This is a genomic window from Pseudomonas sp. MT3, from assembly GCF_054720805.1.
In genome coordinates this window covers 187,120-204,030 of record NZ_JBTVPY010000007.1, presented here as the reverse complement: position 1 = coordinate 204,030, position 16,911 = coordinate 187,120, and the positions used below count along the sequence as shown (strand labels likewise).

Sequence of the window (16,911 nt, the reverse complement as noted above, 5' to 3'; positions counted from 1 at the left end):
TCTGCATCACCGGGCCATCGCCTGCCGCTCCTGGCGCAGGAGGCGGGTGAACACGGCGGGCGGTACCGGTTCGGAGATCAGGTAGCCCTGCGCGCAGTCGCAGCGCAGGCGGCGCAGCAAGGCCAGCTCCTCGGGATGCTCGACGCCTTCGGCGATCACCTCCAGGCCCAGTTGGCGCCCCAGCTTGATGATGCTTTCCAGTGCTGCCACCAGCCCCTCGTCGTCCACGCAGCCGTGGACCAGCGCGCGATCGATCTTCAGCTCGGTGAACGGCGTGGAGACCAGGTTGTACAACGAGCTGTAGCCCTGGCCGAAGTCATCCTGGGCCAGGCCGAACCCCTTCATGCGCAGGCGGCAGGTGCCGGCGTAGTAGTTGGCCAGGGTCACGGTGCAACTGCATTCGAGCAGCTCGAAAACGATGTGCGCTGGGACCCCGCCCTGCTCGGCGACGAACAGCGCCAACCGGTCCGGCAGTTCCGGATCGTCCAGCAGGTGAGTCGGCAGATTCACCGCCATCGTCAGGCGAAAGCCCAGCCGCGCCCACTCCAGCTGCGTCTTGATGGCCTGTTCCAGCACATGCCACAGCAACGCCTCGTCGAGCCCGGCCTCGGTCAGCGCGCCCATGAAGCTGCCGGGGCGCAGTACGCCGTAATCGGGATGCTCCCAGCGCACCAGCGCTTCGGCGGCGACGATACGGCCGTCGATCAGCGATGACTTGGGCTGGAACCAGGCGCACATCTGCCCCTCGCGCAAGGCACGCTCCAGCTCCTCGCCGCCGAATCGGGGCAGCTTTGGCCGGGCACGGCGCTCACAGCGCTCCAGGCGCGCGGAGAGCTTTTCCAGCAGCCGGCGGATGGCCGGCGCGCGAGCCGGCTTGGCGATCAGTTCCAGTACGCTGATGCCGTGCGCCCGCGCCACCATGCAGGCGCTGCCCATCAGCCGGCGCGGCGCGGAGGTCATGATCGCCAGCAGCGGCGGGCGTTCCAGCGCCGCCAGGCGCTGGATCAGCTGCACGCCGTCCAGGCCGGGCATCATCAGGTCGCTGAGCACCAGGTCGAAACGCTCCTCCGCCAGGCAGCGCAAGGCGTCGTCGCCATCCTCGGCGGCACGCAGGTCCTCCGCGCCCAGTTCGCGGAACAGGTTGAGCAGGTACTCGCGCTGGAACGGCTGATCCTCGACGATCAGGATTCGCTGGGATCGCATGCGTGCGCCTCCGTGGGCAGGGTGGTCAGGCACTGGCGCAGGGTCCGCAGGTCCACCGGCTTGAGCAGGCACAGGTCCATGCCCGCCGCCAGGCAGCGCTCGTTCTCTTCGCGCATGGCATTGGCGGTGGCGCCGATGATCGGCACCCGGCAGCCACGCCGGCGGAGCGTGCGGGTCAGCTCGTAGCCGTTCATGTTGGGCATGTTGACGTCGGTCAGCACCACGTCGAACTCACCATCGCGCCAACGCCCCAGGGCCTGCTTGCCATCGGAGGTGAGCTCCACGCTGCAGCCGAGGGTCTCCAACTGGTCCCGCAGGATCAGTTGGTTGATCGGGTTGTCCTCCACCAGCATTACCCGCAGCCCCAGCGGGCCATCGCTGGGCGATTCGAGCTGGCGCAGGGAATCGCCGGCGCAGCACCCCTGGGCCAGGCCGATGGCGCGGCAGATCCCGCTGATGTTGTAGCGTCCGACGTGCCAGTCGCAGTCTTCCTTGCGCGGTTGCTCGCCGCTCAGGTCGGAGACCACCACCCGGCAGCCCTTCCAGGCCGGGAACGGCGTCCGGTCGTGGGGATTGAAGCGCAGGTCCAGCAGCACCGCCTCGGGGTCCTCGTCGAACAGCTGGTCCAGCGGCGCCACCCGTCCCCGCGCTCCCCAGCGGTTGATCCAGCTACACAGGTTTTCCGAGAGCTCGCGGATCGGCGTGTGGACCCAGACCGGCGAGGCGCACAGGCGCGGCTCGGCGCTGGGCAGCACATCCACTCGCAGCAACGGCAGGCTGAGGGAAAAACTGCTGCCCAAGCCCATGTCGCTGACCACCCGCAGCTGTCCATGCATGAGCTCCGTGAGGCGTCGGCAGATCGACAGGCCCAGGCCGGTGCCACCGTCCATGCGGGAGGGATTGGTCACCTGGTAGAACGGGTCGAACAGGCGCAACTGCAGCGCCTGCGGGATACCGATACCGGTATCGGTGACCTGCCAGTGCACCAGCATCTGGCGGCCCTCTCCCGGCTCGGCGCGTACCCGCATGACGATGCGTCCGCTGTCGGTGAACTTCACCGCGTTGCTCAGCAGGTTGTTGAGCACCTGGCGAATACGCGGGGCGTCGCCATATACCCGCTCGGGCATCTGCGGATCGCAGATGGCATAGATCTGCAGGCCCTTGGCCCGCGCGGCGGCGGCGTAGGACTGCACGGTATCCTGGGTCAGTTCCAGCGCCGAAAACTCCACCGGTTCCAGGCCCAGTTGGCCAGCTTCGATCTTGGACACATCGAGCACGTCGCTGATCAGTTGCAACAGGGTCGACGAGGAGCGCTGGATGGCCCGCAGGTAACCGGACTGCTGGTGGTCCAGCGCCGTGCGGCCGAGCAGTTCGAGGGTGCCCAGCACGCCGTACAGCGGGGTGCGGATCTCATGGCTCATGGTGGCCAGGAACAGGGTCTTGGCTTCGTTGGCGGCATCCGACAGGCGCTTGGCCTCGGCCAGCGCCTCTTCGGTCTGCTTGCGCGCGCTGATGTCGCTGAAGGCGCAGCAGAGTACCTCCTCCCCCTTGTAGCGGGTTGGCATGTAACACAGATAGAGATGCTTGCCGGTGGAGGTATCGATCTCCTCGAAACCTCCTTCATTGTCCTTCTCGAAAGCGCGCTCGAGCCAGCCGCAGCTCCACTGCCGGCGCGCCTCGCCGCTGCCCAGCCACTGCTGCGCCAGGCGGTTCTCCAGCACCACCGCGGCGTCGCGGCGACGCAGTACGCAGAGAGCGACCGGGGCGGTCTGGATCATCGCGCGGGAAAAGCGCTCGCTATCCACCAGCGCCTCCAGGCGCTGCTGCGCCGGAACGATCAACCGGCGATTGATCCGCCGGTACAGACCCCAGGCGGTGAGACTCCCGCCCATGAACAGCAGCAGCGAGACCAGCACTTTCGGCCAAAGCGGTACCAGTACGCTGGAGAGGTCGAAGTAGTAGATCAGCGACCAGTCGGAGCTGCCCAGGTGCTTGAGCAGCGCCAGATGCCGGGGGATCAGGCCCGGCCCGCTGAAGGCGAAACTGTCCCGTTCCCAGAGGTCGCTGAACTGCTCCCCGAGGTGGGGCGTGACGGCGCTGCCGAGGATCACCCGATGCTCGCGGTCCATCAGCAGGAAGCACCCGGCCCCGGGCACATTGAAGGCGGCGCCGAGGTCGGAGCCGAGCATTTCCAGGCCCAGCCAGCCGGCGTCCTGTTCGCTGGTCACGCGGGTGAACAGGTACTGCCGGGACTGAGGGTCGGCCGGGTCCGCCAGCCAGCGTACCGTCCGCTCTTCCTTTTCCGTGCCGGGCGTAGCCAGGGCGGCGAGCACCAGGGCCGGCACCACGGCGTTGAGCGCTGGCGACCTGTAGAGCCAGGAAACCTCGCGGTCGACGCCGGGCGAGACGTAGAGCAGGTTGAGGCGTTCCTGCTCCAGCTCGCTTATGTCGCGGCCGGACAGGGACAGGCTCCAGCTCCGCAGCGGATCGCCGAGGTTCACGTAGATATGCTCGTGGGCAGGCACCGGCGCGCCCAACTGGCGCCACTGCACCTGCGGCTCGCGCGCCCCGTAGGCGGCGCCGTGGCTGATGTGCTCCAGCAATGACTCGCGCTGGTCGAAATACTCCTGGGCATCGTACATGGCGGCATTCATCTGCCGGCGCAGTTGCGATATCTCGTTGTTCAGCGCCGAATTGAGAAAGAGACCCAATGCACAGATCAAACAGACCAGAACCATCCAGGCCAGCAGGAATAACAGTTTGCGTGCAGCCTTTGGAGTGGAGAACGACGAATCCTGGGGTCGAAGGAACTGCTTGAGCTTCATGGTCGCCAGCCTCGTGGATCGCCAGCGAGAGGAACATCAGACAAATCTAAAAAGTTCAAAATCGGGAGCAAACACACAGGGCCTGGCCGGATTCGTGCTTCCCGCCACGCCTGCCCTCCTTCTCCGAGAGCGAAGTCCGGCGCATGGCCCAGCTGCGGCACGGAGCGTTCACCCACGGGCAACACTCGCGACCGTCGCCCCATTGCCGCGCCCACCGCTGTTCGGCGCAGTGGATCGAGGCCCCGTCTACCTGCAGCCTCCCTCGGCGCCAGTTCAGAACCCCGGAGCACGGCGCAACGGTCAATGGCAGCATCAGCCAGAGGCTGGCCCGAAGGACAAGTGACAGCGAACCGGACGGATGGCGAAGCGCAATTTACGAACTGCAAATGAGCACTCCGATCGGACGCGCGCACGAGCCTGCCTTGCAACGCGGCCAAGCAGGCGCGCGGCAGCTCATGAACGGGCGCTCAACGCTCCAGCAATCCGCTCGCCCGCTGTACCCGCCGCTCCGTCGCCTGCTCCAGTACCTGCCAGCCGCGCCCGGCGCTGGCCAGGGTGAACCACTTCCGCGCGCGGGTGATACCGGTGTAGACCAGCTCGCGGGTGAGGATCGGGTTGAGGCTGTCAGGCAGCAGCAGCGCGGCGTGGGTGAACTCCGAGCCCTGGGACTTGTGCACGGTCATGGCGAACACCGTCTCCACCGCCTGCAGGCGGCTGGGCAGGATCCAGCGGATGGCGTCGCTACCGTCGCCCGCCGGGAAGGCCACGCGCGCCACCCAGTGCACGCTGCCGTCGGCCGCGGTCTGCGGCAGCGCCAGGGTGATGCCGATGTCGCCATTCATCAGCCCCAGGCCGTAGTCGTTGCGCGTCACCAGCACCGGACGGCCGAGGAACCAGGCGTGCGTCGAGGGAATCAGCCCTTCGCCATGCAGCAGTTCGGTGATCAGTGTATTGAGCCCTTCGACGCCCCAGGGTCCACGGCGCAAGGCGCAGAGCAGCTGGAACTGCCCATGCGCATCCAGCACCAGCCGGGCCCACTCATCCAGCGCCGCCTGGCCGGCATTCTCGGCTGGCCGCCTGGCCGCCAGCACGCTGAGGTAATGACGGTAACCGACCGGCCCGAACAGGTCCCCACCACGTCCGCCGTCCACCACCAGGCCCCGCAGGTTGCGGGTGTCCTGGGCGTCCACGGCGATACGGGCGAGGTCTTCGTGACGGGCCTTCCACACTTCGCGCAAGACCGGGATATCGCCAGCGTTGACCGCCTCGGCCAACTGGCCGATGCCGCTGTCGACGCTGAAACGATGGCTGTGACGGAGCATGGCCACGGCCTGGTCGAGGTCGCTGCCCTGCTCGTCCAGCAGCACCGGATCGATGTGCTCGCCGGTCACCGCCTGCAGCCAGTCGCGGCTGGCGGGGCGGTAATGGCCTTCGCGGGCGCGGCTGCACAGCTCGCCGAGCACCGCGCCGGCCTCCACCGAGGCCAACTGGTCCTTGTCGCCCAGCAGGATCAGGCGTGCACGCGGCGGCAGCGCGGCGAGCAACGCCGCCATCATTTCCAGGTCGACCATCGACGCCTCGTCCACCACCAGCAGCTCCAGCGCCAGCGGATTGCCGGCATGGTGGCGGAACTGGCGGCTGTCCGGGCGGCTGCCGAGCAGGCGGTGCAGGGTGGTGACTTCCGTCGGGATCGCCTCCCGCGCCGCCTCGCCGTTGGGCAGGGCGTCCAGCGCCAGGCTCTTCACCGCACCCGCGATCGATTCATTGAGGCGCGCGGCGGCCTTACCGGTAGGCGCGGCCAGGCGGATGCGCAGCGGCCGTCCACCCTCCCCCAGCGCCAGGCTTTGCAACAGCGCCAGCAGCTTGACCACGGTGGTGGTCTTGCCGGTACCGGGGCCGCCGGTGACGATGCCGAAGGCGTTGCCGGCGACCAGCGCACAGGCCAGTTTCTGCCAGTCCGCCGGCGCGCCAGGCTTCTTCGGGAACAGCGCGTCCAGCGCCTGGCGCAATGGCGCGGCGGGCAGCTTCGCACGCAACGCCTCGCCCTGGCGCAGGCGCTGGTCGATCCCGGCGCGCACCGCGCATTCGTATTGCCAGTAACGCCGCAGGTACAGGCGCCGGCCGACGCGCACCAGCGGCGTATCGCCGGCACCTTCGCCGATCAGGCGCGGGTCGGCCAGTGCCGCCTGCCAGGCCTCCAGCACCATGCCGTCGAGCAGCACGTCGGGCAGCTCGGGCGCGTCCTTGGCGGAATCGCCTTCCGGCGGCAGCGACAGGGCGAAGCGGCTGTCGGCCAGGGTCGCCGCCAGGTCCAGGCAGACGTGCCCGCGACCGAGCTGGTGGCTGGCCAGCGCGGCGGCCAGGATCAGCAGCGGATGCGCGTCCGGCACGCGCTCCACCAGGAAGCCGGCGAAGGCGCGGTCGAGCTCGCGCAGCCAGCCGCGCTCGGCCCAGCGGCCGATCAGTTCGAGCATTTCACCGGCGGTTTTCAACGGCGCACTCATGCCGGCATCTCCTCGTCGACCGCGCGGAACAAGCGGTCCAGTTCCTCCATCAGGGTTTTCGGCGGGCGCTCCAGGTACCTGCCCTGGGTCGCCGACTGGCTGCCGCGCAGGAACAGGTACATCGCCCCGCCGACATGCCGCTCGTAGTCGTAGTCCGGCAGGCGCGCCTGCAGCAGGCGGTGCAGGGCGAACAGGTAGAGCGCGTACTGCAGGTCGTAGCGGTGCTCCAGCAACGCCTCGCGCAGGGCCGGTTCGGTGTAGGCCTCGTCATCGGCGCCGAGCCAGTTGGACTTGTAGTCGGCCACGTAGTAGCGGCCCTCATGCTCGAATACCAGGTCGATGAAGCCCTTGAGCATGCCGTTGAGCTGGTTCGCCTGCAGCGCCGGGCGCGCCGCGCCGCCGAGGGTGTGGCGGGTGACGATGCGGTCCAGGCGCTGGCTGTCCACCCGGCGGGTGGCGAACCAGAACTCCATTTCCTTCTGGTAGCTGGCCAGCCCGGCGAGGCTGACCGGCGCCGCATCGGGCAGACGGAAGCCGGTGTGCAGCAGTTGCGTCAGCCAGGCGTGCAGCGGCTCGATCCAGGCCTCCCAGCCGCGCACCTGGCAACGCCGCGCCAGTTGGTCGCGCAACTGCTGGGGGGCGCAGTTGCCAAAGCCCTCGTCCGCCACCCATTCCAGCAGACCGTGGAGGAAGCTGCCGGGATTGGCCCCACGGGGGAAGGCGTGCAGGCTGCCTGACGCCGGCACGGCGTCGGCTTCGCGGGCCTCTTCCAGGCTGCTTTCGCGCAGCAGGTCTTCGCCGGCGCTGGTGGGCTCATCCGCCGCCGGCGTGGCTGCGGGCGACTCACTGTCCTCATCGCCGGCCAGCGTCGCCAGGGCGGAATAGCTGGCGATCCACCACTTCTCCGCCACCCGCCGACGCGGCTCGCGGGCCGCGCCCAGCTCACCCGCCGGCGGGCCGACGAACGCCTGCAGATCGGCGACGGGCGCCGCATCGAGGACGATGTCGGCGTGGCCGGCCTGCAACTCGCCCAGCCGCGCGGCGAGGTCGTTCACGCCCAGCGCGTTGCCGCCGCCAAGCAGGTAGCCCATCGCGCCCCTGTGCAGTTCAGGGCTCTTGCTGTTGCTCATCACCAGCGGCGCCACGCCCAGCCACACGGCGTGGCGCGCGCGGGTCAGGGCCACGTAGAGCAGGCGCATGTCCTCGCTCAGGCGTTCGTCGTTGGCCAGTTGATAGGCGGCCTTGGCCTGCTCCTTGTCGCGCGACAGCTCCACCACCCGCGTCTCGCCACTCTGGAAGCTCGGCGGGGTGGCGCTCTTGCCGTCCAGCTCGCGCCAGCTGCAGATGAAGGGCAGCAGCACCAGCGGGTATTCCAGGCCCTTGGACTTGTGGATGGTCACCACCTTGATCAGGTCGGCGTCGCTTTCCAGGCGGAGGATTTCTTCGCTCGACGGGCTTTCCAGTTGCTCGGCGAGCACGCGCAGCAGCGCGTGTTCGCCGTCCAGCTCCACCGCCTCGCGCTGCAGCCATTCGGCCAGGTGCAGCAGGTTGGTCAGGCTGCGCTCGCCGTCGACCTGTCGCAGCAGGCGCGCCGGCAGCGCAAAGTCGGCGAGCAGGCGACGCAGCATCGGCAGCACGCCCTGTTGCTGCCAGAGCAGGCGGTAGCCGCGAAAACGCAACACCATCTCTTCCCAGAAGCGCTCGTCCTGGTTCAGCCGTTCCAGGGTCGTCCAGTCCAGCGCCAGGCTGCGGGTGGCCAGGGCAATGCGCAGCGCGCCGTCGTCGCCGGGGTCGGCGCAGGCGCGCAGCCAGTGCAGCAGGTCGGCGGCTTCCGGGCTGTCGAACACCGAGTCGCGGTCGGACAGGTAGACGCTGGCCAGCCGGCGGGCCGCCAGCTCGGCGCGGATCGCCTCGGCCTCGCTGCGGCCACGCACGAGAATGGCGATGTCCGCCGGACGCAACGCGCGCCAGCGGCCATCGTCCCCGCGAAAGCCGCTCTGCGCCGAGCTCAGCCAGCGCCGGATGACGCTGGCGCTGCGTGCGGCCATCTCATCCCGGTACTCGCCGGAGCGGCAGACCTCCCCGTTCCTGTCCAGTTGCCAGAAGGTCATGGCCGGGGCCGCGGCCCCCTCCAGCCACAGCGTTTCGTCACGCCCGCGCGCGCCGACTTCGAGGAACGGCACGGGATTGTCCTGCCCGTCCTCGGCGAAGCGGAAGGCGCCGCGCGGATGTTCCTCGGCGAACAGGAAGCAGCGGTTGGCCGCCCGCACCATCGCCCGCGTGGAGCGGAAGTTGGTACCCAGGGTGTAGTGGCGCCCGGCGGTGGCGGCGCGGGCGCGCAGGTAGGTGTGGATGTCGGCGCCACGGAAGGCGTAGATCGCCTGCTTGGGGTCGCCGATCATGAACAGGCCCAGACTCCGCGGGCTCTCCGGGATGCGGTAGACGCGCTCGAAGATGCGGTACTGCAGCGGGTCGGTGTCCTGGAATTCGTCGATCAGCGCCACCGGGAACTGCTCGCGGATGCGCTCGGCCAGCCGCTCGCCGCCACTGCCGGCCAGGGCGCGGTCGAGGCGCGCCAGCAGGTCGTCGAAGCCCAGTTCGGCGCGTTTCTGCTTCTCCGCCTCCAGGCTCTGGCGCACCTCGCCCAGGGCGTGCAGCAACAGTTGCGGGGCGATGTCCGGGCGCTGCTCGGCACGCTCGGCCCAGGCGTCGATGGCCCGCAATGCCGGGTGTTCCGGCACCACGGCCTTGGCCTTCACCTTGATCCGTGTCTGGCCGAACCTGGCCAGGTTGTCCGGCGCGTCGGCGCCCTCGCTCCAGGCGTCCAGCGCATCGAGCCAGCCGCCAAAGACGGCATCGTCGTCCTTGCCGCGATAGCTGTTGCCGTTGAGGTCCCCGCGCAGGTTGCGCAACAGTTCGGCGAGGTTCGCGCGGTCGGCGGCCCAGGCCGCGCGGGCATGGGTTTCGGCGGCGGCGAGTTGGTCGTACCACTGGCCGGTGGACTCCAGCAGCTCGCCCAGCGAGGCCGGGGCGTCAAGTGGCCGGTCGCCGTAGCGGAAGCCGGCTTCCTGCGCCGCCAGCAGCGGCTGCACGGCGCGCATCAGTGCTTCGGGACCGGCGAAGCAATGGCGCACCGCATTGGCCGCCGCCGCACCCAGCGGATAGAAATTGCGCCGCCAGTAGTCGCGTACCGCCTCGGCCAGCAGTTCGCTCTGGTCGGCGGCGAGGTCCTGGGTGAACAGGCTGCCGCTGTCGAAGGCATGCTCGCGCAGCATGCGGTAGCACCAGCTGTGGATGGTGGAGACGGCCGCCTCGTCCATCCATTCGGCGGCCAGGCGCAGCAGGCGCGCGCAGCCCGGCCAGCGCTCGGCGGGATAGCTGGCGCGCAGCTTCAGCAACAGGCCATCGTGCTCGCCCTCGGGTTCGGCGAAGCATTGCGCGGCCTCGCCCAGGCGCGCGCGGATGCGTTCGCGCAGTTCCTGGGTCGCGGCCTCGGTGAAGGTCACCACGAGGATTTCCGGCGGGCTCAGCGGCCGGCCGAAGGCCTGTTCGCCGCCGTGGTCGAGGACCAGGCGCACGTAGAGCAAGGCGATGGTGAAGGTCTTGCCGGTGCCGGCGCTGGCCTCGATCAGCCGGCTGCCGTGCAGCGGGAAGCCCAGCGGGTCGAGCTCGACGGCGCTCATGCGGCGTCCTCCTTGCGCTGGAGTATTTCGAACAACGGTCCGTAGAGCGCTTCGGCCCAGGCGCCAAAGGTTTCGCCGGCATTCAGGCGGGCGAAGTCCGGGTACACCCGCGCCAGCGCCGCCGAGGACGCCGCCTCGCCGCTGAGGTTGTAGCCGCCGTCATAGCGCTTGGCAGCCTCGCGCCTGGCGCGGTCCTCATCCTCGCCGGCCGCCAGCCAGGCGAAAGCGGTCTTGCAGGCCACCGGCAGCGGCCGGCTCATGCCCTGGAACCAGGCATCCATCAGGCCATTGAGTTCGGCACGGGCCTGTTCCGCCGGCAGCGGCGGCAGCTCCAGGGTGCCGGTGAGACCGACCAGCACGCTGGTCGCCGGCTCACCGCACAGTTGCAGCGCGAGGTGACGCACCCAGGGACGCACCAGTCCATGCCATTTGTAGCCCCGGCCTTCATGGAGCTTGCCGCTGACCAGTTGCAGGCTGGCAAGCTGGCCAGCGGCGTTGCGGCGCAGGCCGCCGAGCCAGTCGGCCAGCTCGATGCCGGCATGGACGTGGCCGAGTTCACGTTGCTCGTCCTCGACCTGCGACCAGTGCTCCAGTTGTTCGCGGTAGCGCGCCAGCAGGTCATGCAGCGGCGCCACCAGCGACTGGGCGGAGAACTCGCCAAAGGCCGCCAGCGGCAGACGGCCTTCGCGGCGCAGGCGCTCCACCTGTTCGCTCAGTTGCGTGGCCAGTCGATCGTCCTGCCAGTGCTGCTCAACCCACGGGCGCATGCGCTCGCAGAGCTCGAATTGCAGTTGCCAGACATCCAGCCCATTGAGTTCGAACGGCTCTTCATCCTGGCTGGTGAGCTGTTGCTCGGCGAAGCGCACCTTGAGTCGCTGGAGGAAGAACGCGCCGACCGGATTGGCGAGGAAGTCGGCCAGCACGCGCAGGCCGATGGGCGCATCGAGCGCCAGCGGCGGCAGTGGCGTGTCGTCCGTCTCGGCGTCGTGCTCATGGTGCACGTCGCGCCATTCACGGGCGTAAGTGTACAGGCCATCCACACCCTGGCCCGGCGCGCCGGCAAAGTAGGCGCGGCTGAAGGGTTGCAGCGGATGTTCCAGGGTCAGGCCATGCAGCAGGTCACCGCCATCGGCGCGCCGCCAGCCGTCGGCGAGGTGATCGCGCAGTTGGCCGATCAGCACCGAGGGCGGCCGCTCGCTGTTGTCGCGGATGCTCCGCCCGACCCAGCTGACGTAGAGCTGGCGCCGCGCCGAGAGCAGTGCCTCGAGCAGCAGGTAGCGGTCGTCCTCGCGGCGCGAGCGGTCGCCGGGGCGGTAGTCGTTGCGCATCAGGTCGAAGTCCAGCGGCGATTGCGGGCGCGGGTAGTCGCCGTCGTTCATGCCCAGCAGGCAGACCACCTGGAAGGGAATCGCGCGCATCGGCATCAGGGTGCAGAAGCTCACCGCGCCGGCGAGGAAACGCTGGTTCAGACCGCCCGCATCCAGGCCGCCAAGCCAGGCCTCGCGCACCACCGAGAGCGGTACCGGATCGCTGAAACCGGCGTATTCGCAGGTCTGCAACCAGTCATCGAGCAAGCCCAGCAGTTTCTCCCGCAGCAGCTCATCGTGGTCGTCGGTGACGCGGAAGAAGGCATCGAGCAGTGCCCGCAGGCGCTCCGCCCAGAGCTGCGGCGCGGTTTCCTCGGCGAGGCTGGAGCAGGCCTGCTCCAGGGCGCCGAGCAACCCGGCCAGCGGGCCGAGCGCGGCGGCGTCGAGCCCGCCGATTTCCGCGTAGGGCTGGATGCCCTGGAAGGCCTCGCCCTCGCCCACCGCAAAGCCCAGCAGCATGCGCCGCAGGCCGAAGCGCCAGCTGTTCGCCTCGGCGGCGGCGGGCAGGCCGAGGCGTTCGCGTTGCTGGCCGTCGAGGCCCCAGCGCACGCCGGCGCCATCGATCCAGCGCCGCAGCAGCGGCAGCTCCGTCTCGGCCAGGCCGAAGCGCTCGCGCAGGGCCGCCACGTCCAGCAGGTCGAGGATTTCGCTCACGGCGAAACGGCTGTCGGGCAGGCGCAGCAAGTGCTCCAGCGCGACCAGCAGCGGCTCGCGGCCACGCTGGCCCTGGTCGGCGAGGGTGTAGGGGATGAAGCGTTTGTCGTCGCGCGACAGTTGGCCGAACACGGCTTCGATGTGCGGCGCGTAGGGGTTGATGTCCGGGACCATGACGATCACGTCGCGCGGGCGTAGCGTCGGGTCGGCGTCGAAGCGGGCGAGCAGCTGGTCGTGGAGGATTTCCACTTCCCGCTGGGCGCTGTGGGCGACGTGGAAGCGGATCGAGTCGTCGGCCTGCGGATCGAGCGCCGGCCAGTGTTCACGGCTCTCGCTGATGGGACGCAGTTCGAGGATGTCGTCCTGCAGTTGGCCGAGCAGGTTGCGCGGCGCCTCCTCGCTGAACAGGTCGATGCGCCCGTTGCTCACCGCGCCCAGGCGCGCGCGGTAGCTGTCCGGGTCGTCGTACTGGTCGAGCAGGTTGATGTAGTCGCGGCCCTGCTTGCCCCAGGCGGCCAGCAGCGGCTGGGCGTACTGGTGTTGCTGGTCGTCGCTGAGCAGTTCCGGGGTGCCGGCGCGGCGGCGCTGGCGGCGGTATTCGTGGCGCAGCAGGTCCTTGTCGGCAACGATGTCGGCCCAGTGGTGACGGCAGGGGTTGTGCACGCAGAGCAGCACCTGGGCATGGCGCGCCAGTACGGCGAGGGCTTCGACGGTCTGCGCCGGCATGGCGGAGATGCCGAATATCACGACCCGGCGCGGCAGGTTCGGCAGCGGATGCCCGGCGGCCTTGAGGCGCTCGATGAAGCGTCCGTGCACGCCGGCGCGGCTGGTGGCCAGGCCCTCGGCACCGACGTCGTCGAGCAGCGCGCGCCACAAGGCGGCCTGCCAGCGATTGTCGGCATCCAGTTCGCGCACACTGCCGTTGGCCAGGCGCAGTTGGTCGAGGTTCCGGCTCCAGTCCTCCAGCCAGTCGGCGCGGTAGACCTGGTACTGGTCGAACAGGTCGGCCAGGCGCTCGGCCAGTTGATGGCGCTTGCGCAGGTCGGCGTCGTCGGCGAGGAAGCGCTGCAGGGTGGCGAACGCGTCCTGCTCCAGCAAAGTCGGCAGCAGACGCATCAGGCGCCAGGTCAGCGGGCCCTTGTCGAGCAGCGAAACCTCGGGAATCTCGTCGCGCCCCAGGGCCGCGCGATAGGCGCGCCAGAGAAACTGCGCGGGCAACTGCACGTCGAGCGCGGCGGTTACACCGCAGCCGCCCTCCTCCACATCGCGGCCCAGCGCCAGCTTCAGCCACTGGGCGATGCCGTTGCTCTGCACGAGGATGACTTCGTTCTCCAGCGGCCCCAGCGGGTGCAGGCTCATCCACTGCACCAGCAGGTCGCGCAGCGCTTCCGGATGGTTGCCGTGGATCACCATCAGGCCGGGGGTCAGTGGCTGCTCGCTCATCGTCTCTCCTGGTTCGGGCGGACATCGTGGGGGCCCGCGTGGAATGCTCCGCATTTCACCAAAAAGCGCGGGCCGGAGCAGCCTTTTTCCCATCCTCCCCGCGGATTCCCATCCGAGGCACGAATCGACCTGCCCGTCGCCCCGCACATACGCCCCGGTAACCGGCGGCCTCCTATATCTTCGAAATCGACTCGGGCAAGGCTTTTCCCGCTGGCGAGCAGCTATGCTCAGCCAACGGTCGCCTGAGACCGGAAACGGAGGAAATGATGGGCAAGAAGAGCAAGTCGAGCGCTTCTGCGGCGGAGAAGCCGAAGAAACTTGGCAACAAGGAATACGAAGAACAGCTGAAGAAACTCACCGTCGAACTGGTCAAGCTCCAGCAGTGGGTCGTGCACAAGGGCCTGAAGGTCTGCATCATCTTCGAAGGGCGCGACGGCGCCGGCAAGGGCGGCACCATCAAGGCCATCACCGAACGCGTCAGCCCGCGGGTGTTCCGCACCGTGGCGCTGCCGGCGCCCACCGAGCGCGAGAAATCGCAGCTCTACGTGCAGCGCTATATCTCCCACCTGCCGGCGGCCGGCGAGGTGGTGATCTTCGACCGCAGCTGGTACAACCGCGCCGGGGTCGAGCGGGTGATGGGCTTCTGCACCGAGGAGCAGGCCGACAAGTTCCTTGCCGTCACGCCGCTGTTCGAGCGGATGATGACCGAGTCGGGGATCATCCTGCTCAAGTACTGGCTGGAGGTGACGCCCGAGGAGCAGGCGCGCCGTCTCGAGGATCGCATCAACGACGGCCGCAAGATCTGGAAGCTGTCGCCGATGGACGTGAAATCCTTCACCCGCTGGGACGAGTACACCCGCGCCCGCGACCTGATGTTCGCCAGCACCGACACGCCCTGGGCGCCCTGGTTCGTCGCGCACTCCGAGGACAAGAAGCGCGTACGGCTGAACATCATCGACCACCTGCTCCAGCACATCCCGTACAAGGAGGTGCCGCGCGAGAAGGTCGAACTGCCCAAGCGCGGCAAGATCGGCCGCTACAAGAGCCCGGACTACCCCTACCGCTACGTCGAGGACGTCTACTGATCCCAGGGGCCGGCGCGCCCACCGCGCCGCCCCTGGATCAACCCGCGTCGAGCGGCGCTTTCGACCGCCGCTCCCGCCGCACCGCGCGAACGCCATCCGGCCACGAAAAGCTCGCCTGACCGGTTCCGCCCCAGCCGATTCAAGGCCATTGCGCGGATTCACGCGCCACCGCCATGTCATCGCCAATCACAGGATGCGCCCATGCAACTGATCGGAATGCTCGACTCCCCCTACGTCCGCCGCGTCGCCATCACCCTGCGTCTGCTGGACGTCGATTTCCAGCATCGCCCGCTCTCGGTGTTCAGCACCTACGAGGACTTCCGCCGGATCAACCCGGTGGTCAAGGCACCGACGCTGATCCTCGACGACGGCCAGACGCTGATGGATTCCACCCTGATCATCGACCTGATCGAGCATGAGTCCGGGCGGAGCCTGATGCCCGGCGAATCGACCGCGCGGATACGCACCACCCGCCTGCTGGGCCTGGCGCTAGCAGCGATGGAAAAGGCGGTACAGCGCTACTACGAACAGCAGCGCCCGGAGGACAAGCAGCACATGCCGTGGCAAGGGCGGGTCGAGGAACAGCTGCATGCCGCCTGCGCCGCGCTGGAGCGTGACCTCGAGGAACACCCGCTGCCGCGCGATGGGCGCCTCGATCAGGCCGGCCTGAGCATCGCCGTGGCCTGGACCTTCATCCAGCTGCTGCATGTCCAGTACATTCCGGCGGATACCTACCCCGCCCTGCACGACTGGACCGCCTACGCCGAGTCGCTGGAGGCCTTCAAGGCCTTCCCGCCGGTGTGATCACTCCTGCGGCAGTTCCTCGTGGCGCTGCCGCGTCCAGCGCAGCAGGCCGAGGCAGATGACAAAGCCGCAGGTCGCAAGGCCGGCGGCGACGAGGAAGATCGCAGCGTAACCGTGGCGGGCGGCGACCAGCCCCATCAGCGGGCCGGCCACGCCCATCGCCAGGTCGAAGAACAGCGCGTAGGCCCCCAGCCCGGCGCTGCGACTGCTGGCCGGGATGCGCAGCACCGCCTCCACGCCCAGCGACGGATAGACCAGCGACAGGCCGCAACCGGTGAGCGCCGCGCCCAGCAAGGCAAAGCCCGGTCCGGGCGCCAGCCAGAGCAGGAGCAGGCCACCGGTTTCCACCGCCAGGCAGACCACCGCGACGACGAAACCGCCGAAACGGTTGACCATGCCCGAGAACAACAGCCGCGCGCCGATGAAGCAGACGCCGAACGCCGTCAGACACCACGCCGGATTGGCCCAGCCCTGGCTGCCGTAATACAGGGTGATGAAGGTAGCCAGGGTGCCGAAGCCGATGGAGCCGAGCATCACACACATCCCGTAGGGCAATACGCGGCCCAGCACGGCATGGAAGGCCATGCGGGCGCCAGGGATGATCGGCACCTCCTCCCGGCCGCGGGCGGCGAGCAGGCCCAGGGCGGTCAGCAGCAGGATGCTCATGCCCAGGCTCCACAGCCCCAGCGAAGCGGACATGGAGACGCCCAGCGGCGCACCGATGGCGATGCCGCCGTAGCTGACGATGCCGTTCCAGGAAATCACCCTGGCGGTGTTCTGCGTGCCGACCAGGGCGATGCCCCAGCTTGCCGTGCCGATCCCCAGCAGCCCCTGCGCCAGGCCGAACAGCAGGCGGCTGCCCAGCAGCAGCGCGAGGCTGAGCCAGGCCACGGACGCCAGGGCGGTGGACGCCAGCACCAGCAGGCCGCCGGCGCCCAGCACGACCAGGCCGTAGAGCACCGCACGCCTGGCGCCGCAGGTGTCGGTCAGGTAACCCGCCAGCGGGCGCGAGACCAGGGTGGCGATGTACTGCAGGCCGATCACCACGCCGGCGACCACCGTGGAATAGCCCAGGCCTTCGTGGACGAAACCGGGCAGCACCGGCAGCAGCAGGCCGATACTCAGGAACAGGATGAAGGTGAAGACGACGGTGGCGAGTATCCGCAGGGTGACGGAGGCAGTTCGCTGCTCGGAAGAGCTCATGGACAGACCTGGCGGTGGGTGGGCGGCACCCATGATTACGCGGCACCGGGAAAATTGAAAGCTGGCTATCTATTTCCGCGCAAGCCGCCCGATTACGGTGCTGCCACGTGGCAGATGCACCTATAGTTGTTGCAGCCACC

The 16,911-nt window shown here is 68.8% G+C and carries 8 protein-coding genes; 2 read left to right on the top strand and 6 right to left on the bottom strand.

The features are described from left to right. Window positions 1-6 precede the first annotated feature (6 nt). From pvrR to recC, 5 genes are all read right to left on the bottom strand, one after another. Window positions 7-1,203, bottom strand: coding sequence for a response regulator cyclic di-GMP phosphodiesterase PvrR (pvrR, locus tag ACYCAX_RS09830; RefSeq protein WP_460247881.1), 1,197 nt, complete (start codon window positions 1,201-1,203; stop codon window positions 7-9). Then, window positions 1,182-4,028, bottom strand: a complete 2,847-nt coding sequence (locus ACYCAX_RS09825; protein WP_460247880.1) for a response regulator — start codon at window positions 4,026-4,028, stop codon at window positions 1,182-1,184. Before ACYCAX_RS09825 ends, pvrR begins: the two co-directional genes overlap by 22 nt. 467 nt (window positions 4,029-4,495) lie before the next feature. Then, entirely contained in the window at window positions 4,496-6,532 is a 2,037-nt protein-coding gene (recD, locus tag ACYCAX_RS09820) for an exodeoxyribonuclease V subunit alpha (RefSeq protein WP_460247879.1), read from the bottom strand. Continuing rightward, window positions 6,529-10,215, bottom strand: a complete 3,687-nt coding sequence (gene recB, locus ACYCAX_RS09815) for an exodeoxyribonuclease V subunit beta (RefSeq protein ID WP_460247878.1) — start codon at window positions 10,213-10,215, stop codon at window positions 6,529-6,531. The genes recD and recB overlap by 4 nt, the downstream gene beginning before the upstream one ends. Then, the gene (gene recC, locus ACYCAX_RS09810; protein ID WP_460247877.1) at window positions 10,212-13,679 is read right to left on the bottom strand and encodes an exodeoxyribonuclease V subunit gamma; all 3,468 of its coding nucleotides are present in this window, start codon (window positions 13,677-13,679) and stop codon (window positions 10,212-10,214) included. Before recC ends, recB begins: the two co-directional genes overlap by 4 nt. Before the next feature lie 266 nt (window positions 13,680-13,945). Between recC and ppk2 the strand changes: the two genes are divergently transcribed. Both ppk2 and ACYCAX_RS09800 read left to right on the top strand, forming a co-directional pair. Continuing rightward, entirely contained in the window at window positions 13,946-14,764 is an 819-nt protein-coding gene (ppk2, locus tag ACYCAX_RS09805; protein ID WP_460247876.1) for a polyphosphate kinase 2, read from the top strand. A gap of 201 nt (window positions 14,765-14,965) precedes the next feature. Then, on the top strand, window positions 14,966-15,568 hold the full coding sequence (locus ACYCAX_RS09800; RefSeq protein ID WP_015475937.1) for a glutathione S-transferase: 603 nt from the start codon (window positions 14,966-14,968) through the stop codon (window positions 15,566-15,568). Here ACYCAX_RS09800 and ACYCAX_RS09795 read toward each other — a convergent pair whose 3' ends face one another. Further along, on the bottom strand, window positions 15,569-16,771 hold the full coding sequence (locus tag ACYCAX_RS09795) for an MFS transporter (RefSeq protein WP_294971445.1): 1,203 nt from the start codon (window positions 16,769-16,771) through the stop codon (window positions 15,569-15,571). Window positions 16,772-16,911 lie beyond the last annotated feature (140 nt).